Annotated in this window: 4 protein-coding genes and 1 pseudogene; all 5 read right to left on the bottom strand. The window is 20.5% G+C overall.

Annotated features, from left to right (window positions below; translation table 11 throughout):
* Positions 1 to 92: 92 nt before the first annotated feature.
* Complete coding sequence (locus tag BBA70_RS00030) at positions 93 to 398, bottom strand: hypothetical protein (RefSeq protein ID WP_252861392.1); 306 nt, start codon at positions 396 to 398, stop codon at positions 93 to 95.
* Between the two features lie 120 nt (positions 399 to 518).
* Positions 519 to 724 (bottom strand): annotated as a pseudogene (locus BBA70_RS03830) (DNA polymerase III subunit beta); the annotation flags it as partial.
* 59 nt (positions 725 to 783) lie between these two features.
* On the bottom strand, positions 784 to 1,200 hold the full coding sequence (locus tag BBA70_RS00015; RefSeq protein WP_252861391.1) for a hypothetical protein: 417 nt from the start codon (positions 1,198 to 1,200) through the stop codon (positions 784 to 786).
* A 193-nt stretch (positions 1,201 to 1,393) separates the two neighbouring features.
* Positions 1,394 to 2,569: a chromosomal replication initiator protein DnaA gene (gene dnaA / locus BBA70_RS00010; protein ID WP_252861393.1), complete on the bottom strand. Its 1,176-nt coding sequence runs from the start codon at positions 2,567 to 2,569 to the stop codon at positions 1,394 to 1,396.
* A 29-nt stretch (positions 2,570 to 2,598) separates the two neighbouring features.
* On the bottom strand, positions 2,599 to 2,907 hold a 309-nt coding region (locus BBA70_RS00005; protein ID WP_290124274.1), incomplete at its 5' end, for a DnaA N-terminal domain-containing protein.

The following is a 2,907-nucleotide window of genomic DNA, read 5'->3' as shown; positions in this document are numbered from 1 at the left end:
TGATAATGAAAAGTTAAAACCTTAATTAGGTGCAATGTAAAAAAATATAAAATATAAAAAATATCAATCATTCTCCAAAGGAATAGGCAAAATCAAATGAATAGAACTATCTTTTCTAAAGTAGTAATAATAAATGGTTTTAAGGGATTATCAAAATAAAAAACTACTTCTTTAACTGATAAAACTTTTAAAACATCTTCTAAATATTTAGCATTAAAAGCAATTTGAAAACTATTTGCACTAACTTTTAAAGGAATAATTTTTTCCAAAGCAGTTCCCAAACTTTCACTAGAAGACGAAATTTCAATTGAATTTCGTTCAGTTAAAATAAATTTAATAACATTGGTATTTATTTGTTCTTTGTAAAACAACAATGAAACTCTTTCTAAGGCTTTCATTAAATCATCTTTATTTAAATGAATGGAAAAAGGAAAATTTGTAAGTTTAATTTCTTGAATTTGGGGATAATTCCCTTCTAAAAGTGAAGTTTGAAACCATAAATTATCAATTTCTAAAAAGATTTTTTGAGCATCAGAATAAATTTTTAAATGTTTACTTTGGCAATGTTCTAATATTTTGCTTAATTCTTCTAAACTTTTATTAGGAATGACAATATTAAAATTGTGATATTTAATATCTAGATTAATTTTTTTTGACTCATTCGAAAAAAATCAGTAGCACAAGCTTTTAAAAGATTGTTTTGATAAATCAAGTTAAGTCCCATTAAAATAGGTCTTTTTTCATTTTTAGAAGTTAGAAATATTTACTTCTTTAATTATATTTTTAAAAAAATGAGTTTCGATTTGAAAAAAATCTAATTTTTTGGAAAGAAAAATCAAGTTCTAAAAAATTACAAACATCCATTAATTTTAATTTATATTCACAAAAAATAGTTTTAATTACTAAAAAATTATTTTCCATTACAGTAATTTTAATTAAAGAATCATTAATTTTTTTAATTATTTCAATAAAATATCTTCCTAAACAAGCAATTTTACCTTGTTTTTTAATTTTTAAACTTTTATCTTTAATTTCTATTTTAATTGCAATATTACCATTATTAGCTTCTAAAATTAATTTATTTTCTTGTGTTTGGATTTTGAGAGCATTAAAAATAGGAAAAAAAGTTTTTTGGGGTAAAATTTTTTGTATTTTTAAAAGTTGTTCCAAAAAAATATCTTTATTAATTTCTAAATACATTTATTAAACCTCATTTATCTTTTTGTTGTAATAATTTTTTAAATTGTTTGTTATTATTTGTTTTATATATTTATTTTAATATTTTGCATTTAACTTTTATTTTTTTATTATTAATATTTTAAAAAACAGAATAAAATAAGTTAAAAATCTTCAAATATTTAAAAGATGCTTTTTTAAAAATATAGATATTTTATTAAGAATTAATTTTTTTCAAAATAAGTTCTAATGATTTTTTTAATTCATAATCACTTTGAGAATTTTTTTTAATTTTTTGATAAGCTTTAAAAACTGCAGAATGGTTTCTTTTGAAAAAACTACCAACAATATTATAAGGAATATCTTTTAATTCTTTGATTAAATAAATAGCAATATGACGTGGAAAAGTATATTTTTGTTGTCTTTTTTTACTCATTAAATCACGAACTGAAATATTGAAAAAATTACTAACAACTAATTTAATTTTTTCCAAAACATCTTCATCATAAGAAACACTTTTTTTGCTTTTAATCAAAAGTTCTAAGGCTTCATTGGCAATATTAATATCAATATCATAGCCAAAAGTTTGGGCATAATTCAATAATCTTAATAAAGCTCCTTCCATTTCGCGAACATTATTAACAAAAGAAGAAGCAATCAAATCAAGTACATCTTTTTTTATTTTCAAAGTATTTTGTGGTTCAAATTCTAATATTTTCTTTTTCAAAATATTGAGACGATGATTAAAATCAGGACTTTGAATATCGACCATAAGACCAGCTTCAAAACGCGAAGTTAATCTACTCATAATATTTTTTAGTTCTGAGGCTTGTTTATCACTTGTTATTACAATTTGTTTTTGATTTAAATAAAGATAATCAAATAATTTAAAAAACTCCATTTGAGTTCTTGTAGCGCCTGCCATAATTTGAATATCATCAACTAATAAAAGATCAATATCACGGTATTTTTCGTTAAAATCTTCCATTTTGGCTTTTCTTAATTGATTTGTAAACTCTTCAATAAAACCGTCAGCTTTTACATATAGAACTTTTTTGGATGAATGTGTGTTTTTCAAAATATGATTTCCGATTGCCTGAATTAGATGAGTTTTTCCAATTCCTGATTTTCCAAAAATGTAGAGTGGATTTGTGGTTACCTTTTTTTCTTCAGCAATTTTTTTGGAAATTTTAAAGGCAAAATTATTACTTTTTCCCACAACAAAATTATCAAAACTATATTTTGGATTAGTATTTCCATAATTGTATTTGTTAAAACTTATTTTTCGATTTTCAATTTCAACATTTATGTTATCATTATATCCATTTTCAATTTGTTTTATTTCATTTTTTCTAAAATGTTTATTATTTTTAAATTCATCATTATTTTCAATTTTGCAAAAAAAAATTTCAGTTTCATTTTTTAATTCTTTTTTAATATTTTCAAAATGTTTTTTTCATTATCAAAATTACAATTTTTTTTATTATTTTCTGAAACGAATTCTATTATAATTTTTTCTTCAAACTTTAATTTATTTATTTCTTTAATTTTTTCAAAATACATTTTATATATTTTATTTTTAATAAATTCAGTTTCTACTGAAATTATAATTTTTTCTTCAATTTGTTTTATTTTTTTAATATTTGAAAATGTTTCTTTAAAAACTTCATCACTGTAAATTTTTGATAGTTCATTTAAAATTACATCCCAAATTTTAATATAATTATTCAT

The organism is New Jersey aster yellows phytoplasma (assembly GCF_002554195.1).
Classification (GTDB): domain Bacteria; phylum Bacillota_I; class Bacilli_A; order Acholeplasmatales; family Acholeplasmataceae; genus Phytoplasma.
This window is presented reverse-complemented; position numbering and strand designations above follow the sequence as displayed.

Coding starts and splice junctions, on each gene's coding strand:
- BBA70_RS00030 (WP_252861392.1), bottom strand. CDS start 398: ATGAAAGCCTTAGAAAGAGTTTCATTGTTGTTTTACAAAGAACAAATA.
- BBA70_RS00015 (WP_252861391.1), bottom strand. CDS start 1,200: ATGTATTTAGAAATTAATAAAGATATTTTTTTGGAACAACTTTTAAAA.